The organism is Aeromonas sp. HMWF017 (genome assembly GCF_003061465.1).
Lineage (GTDB): Bacteria > Pseudomonadota > Gammaproteobacteria > Enterobacterales > Aeromonadaceae > Aeromonas > Aeromonas veronii.
Genome location: NZ_QAJD01000088.1, coordinates 82,251 through 86,034 on the forward strand (window position 1 = coordinate 82,251; position 3,784 = coordinate 86,034).

General features: G+C 60.5%; 3 protein-coding genes and 1 pseudogene. 1 reads left to right on the top strand and 3 read right to left on the bottom strand.

Going from position 1 to position 3,784, the window contains the following annotated elements:
- The 3 genes from DBR30_RS21925 to DBR30_RS08505 form a co-directional block, all read right to left on the bottom strand.
- The coding region (locus DBR30_RS21925; RefSeq protein WP_258224360.1) for a hypothetical protein at positions 1-410 on the bottom strand (410 nt) is incomplete at its 3' end.
- A gap of 165 nt (positions 411-575) precedes the next feature.
- Positions 576-1,235, bottom strand: coding sequence for a DedA family protein (locus tag DBR30_RS08500; RefSeq protein WP_108541269.1), 660 nt, complete (start codon positions 1,233-1,235; stop codon positions 576-578).
- A gap of 215 nt (positions 1,236-1,450) precedes the next feature.
- On the bottom strand, positions 1,451-3,139 hold the full coding sequence (locus DBR30_RS08505) for an FAD-dependent oxidoreductase (protein ID WP_108541270.1): 1,689 nt from the start codon (positions 3,137-3,139) through the stop codon (positions 1,451-1,453).
- A gap of 135 nt (positions 3,140-3,274) precedes the next feature.
- Between DBR30_RS08505 and DBR30_RS08510 the strand changes: the two are divergent.
- Positions 3,275-3,784: pseudogene (locus DBR30_RS08510) on the top strand (bifunctional diguanylate cyclase/phosphodiesterase); the annotation flags it as partial.

Genomic DNA, 3,784 nt, shown 5'->3' on the forward strand with positions numbered 1-3,784 from the left:
GCCTTGAGGCTCACCTCATAGCTTTTGTCGGGCTGCACGTTCGGGAAATAGAGGGTGCGACCATCGTCGGCCAGGATCCACTCCCCCTGCACCTGCTTGCCCCCCTCGCTGACCGAAAGCCAGCTCTGCCAATTGGCCTTGGGCGCCAAGGGGCCGGAGAAGACCAGCGCCAGCGCCGGGGCATCGCGATATTGGCGGGCATTGGCCTGCACTACAGAAGTTGGCGCCCCGGCCTCCTGCTGCGCAGTGGATTCTGTGGTCGGTACTTGGCTGGCGGGCTTGTCAGGGCCACAACCAGCCAGCAGCAAACCTGTCAGCCCGGATAGCAGCAGGGCCGAGCAGCGGCGGCGCAGAGCGCCGGTTCCGGCGGTAGAGCGGTGAGAAGCAGAGGGAGAGTCGAAGAGGCGCATAGGTTCCATCCCGAGTTGGAGCACTGCAAACGCAGCGTGGCTGGAAACAGGATAAGGCATCCTGCTCACCCGACACAAAGCTCATTACCCGAATGGGCACAATTCCGCGCCCCTGCAGCACGAGAACCCCCTTGCCCACTGATCCAGTGCGGCAAGGGTTGTCATCTAGTCGTGGCTGGTCTCGTTTTTTGCTCCGCCTTTGAACCAGCGAAACAGGATGGCCATGACGGCCGCCAGAAACAGCACCAGCGAGGTAATGAGCAGGGCCCGGGTCAACAGTTCGCTGTGGTGGAGGAAGAAGGGGGTATTCATCGCCAGTTTGCCCACCAAACTGAGGCAGAGCGCCCACATAAAGGCACTGGCACAGCTGGCTACGCACATCCGCAGCACGCTCAGGCGGCCAATCCCCATCAGCATGGGGGTCAGCACCCGCACAAACGGGATAAAACGGGAGGAGAACATCGCCAGAAAACCGTACTTTTTCAGCAGCCGGGTCGCCTTGGGCAGGCTGTCGGGAGGCAACATCCGTTCGATATGATCCATAAAGCGGGTGCGCTGCAGGGCCCGCCCCTGCCAGTAGGCGAGCACAGAACCTATGCCTGCAGCCAACGGCAGATAGACAAGAGTCACTTCAGGGCCAAACACACCCATGCCAACCAACCCACCGGCCAGTAGTACCAGGCTGTCCCCCGGCAGGGGCAGGAAGACGAATGCGGACTCCAGCAGCAGTACCAGCATCAGGCAACTGATCAGCAGGGGTACCGCCTGCATCTGAACCAGGGCGTCAAAATCCTGATGCCAAATGGCCATCAGCATATCCAGCATGTCACTCTCCCTACTACACGGTTCATCATGAACGAGGCAGGGGTTATAGCACCCATCCCCTGAACAAAACGTTAATTTTGTCCGGCACAGGAAATAAAGTGTGTCGAAATATTGCAGCAACGAGGGGAATGCAAGAAGGGCGAAAAGCAGAAACAAAAAGCCCCTCATCTTGCACGCACAAGGGAGAGGGGCAAACAGGCACAGAAATAAAACGGTTACTCGGCGGTGGCCATCTGCCAGGTTTTAAAGCCGCCGGAGAGATTCTTCACTTTAAAGCCGTGTTGGCTCAGCAGGCGGCAGGCGACATGGCCGCGCAGCCCGACCTGACAGCTGATCAGCAGCTCTTTCTCTTTGGGCAACTCATGGAGGCGACCACGCAACTCGTCGAGGGGGATATGCAGCGCCCCCGGAATGCGGCCCAGCTTGTCGAGCTCCGGGCCATTGCGCACATCCACCACCAGCTGATGGGGGTTACGAGCCTGCACCTCGGCCACGTGGCAGAGCAGGGTGTCCCCCTTCAGATGGTTGCTTGCCACAAAGCCCGCCATGTTGATCACATCCTTGGCCGACCCGAATGGCGGCGCATAGGTGAGCTCCAGATCCTGCAGGTCAAACACGGTGAGACCGGCACGCTGGGCCACCGCCAGCACGTCGATGCGCTTGTCGATGCCATCCTTGCCGATGGCCTGGGCACCGTAAATCTTGCCATCCGGGGCAAACAGCAGCTTGAGGCTGACCGGATGGGCGCCGGGGTAGTAACCGGCGTGGCTGCCCGGGTGGACATAGACCTTCTCGAACGGCAATCCCAGTTGCACCAGTCGCTTCTCGTTGAGGCCGGTGCTGGCCACCGCCAGATCGAACAGCTTGCAGATGGCTGTCCCTTGCGTCTTCTTGTAGGTTTCGGCTCGGCCCAGCATATTGTCGGCGGCGATGCGCCCCTGCCGGTTGGCCGGGCCCGCCAGCGGGATCAGCACAGATTCGCCGGTGACGAAGTCGATCTCTTCCACCGCATCCCCCACCGCGTAGATGAAGGGATCCGAGGTACGCATCCCAACATCGACCTTGATGCCGCCCCGCGGGCCCAGCTCCAGCCCTGCTTTGGCGGCGAGCAGGGTTTCGGGTTTGACGCCGATGGCGAGGATCAGCAGGCCGGTATCAAGATGGGAACCGTCATTGAGGGTCAGGCGCAGGCCACCGCTTTTGGCGGTCGGTACGGCGGAGGTCTTCTCGGCAGGCAGATCCAGACTCTCGATGGCGGTGAGGCCGGTGCGCAGGCGCAGGTCGATCCCCTCTTCCCGGATGCGGGCATGGAGCATGTTGGCCATCTCCTTGTCCACCGGTGCCATCACCTGATCGGCCAACTCCAGCAGGGTGACATCCAGCTTGCGCTGATGCAGCGCCTCCATCATCTCAAGTCCAATAAAACCGCCGCCCACCACAGTGACGTGGCGCGGCTGATCGTGATGCAGAGCCGCCAGAATGCGATCCATATCCGGGATGTTGCGCAGGGTATAAACATGGGGGCTGTCGATACCGGGGAAAGGAGGACGGATCGGCGCGGCGCCCGGGCTCAGCAGCAGCACATCGTAATGCTCGCGCTGCTCTTCACCGGTTTGCAGGTTGCGCACCAGCAAGGTCTTGCCCGCCTTGTCGATCTCAATCACATCGTGGAAGACCCGCACATCGACGTTGAAACGGCGCTTGAAACTCTGGGGAGTCTGCAGCAGCAAGGCATCCCGGTCGGGGATATCGCCCCCGATGTGATAGGGCAGACCGCAGTTGGCGAAGCTGACAAACTCGCCCCGCTCGAACATCACGATCTCTGCCTCTTCACTCAAACGACGAGCACGAGCCGCCGCCGATGCGCCCCCCGCGACACCACCGATAATCAGGATCCGTTTCATCTGCAAGACTCCTCATACATGATAATGGGCAATAAATTAGACTTTTCTAATTTAGAATTCAATGAAATTTTGTTTCACACCATTTTGCAGTATTCTTGCAACCCCGACGGTTGCTTAACAGGATGTTGTTTGTTCATGTCGTCTACCGCACTCAGTCATCTTCCTCCTGCCCTCCAGACGCCACTCTTTTTTCGTCTGGACCTGCGCAGTCAACGGCTGGTCGCCCTGACCGACGTGATGCAAACCCCGCTCTACTGGCTCGACGAACCGCGCGCCCCCTGGCCTGCCCAACTGCCCGATGCCCTGCGCCTGCCCATCGAACAACTGTTGGCCAACGGCCATGGCGGCAAGATCACCGTGCGCTTTGCCAGCCAGTTGTGGCATATCGCCCTCGCCCACGAGCAGGATGGCTTCTGGCTCATCTGTCTGCAGAACCTTCGCCAGGAGCCCATCGCCGATCTGGCATTGCAACTGCCGCGCCTCAGCCAGATGGCGAGCCAGCAACAGTATGCGCCCCTGCTCGAGGCCCTTAAAGAAAGCTTGGGGGCCGATCGGCTCATCCTCTGGCACTATCAGGCCAACGGCGATCTCGGCAGCGAGCAACTCACCCCGGTGTTCACCCTGGGGGTCGAGGCGCTCTACCCC

Coding starts and splice junctions, on each gene's coding strand:
- DBR30_RS08505 (WP_108541270.1), bottom strand. CDS start 3,139: ATGAAACGGATCCTGATTATCGGTGGTGTCGCGGGGGGCGCATCGGCG.
- DBR30_RS08500 (WP_108541269.1), bottom strand. CDS start 1,235: ATGCTGGATATGCTGATGGCCATTTGGCATCAGGATTTTGACGCCCTG.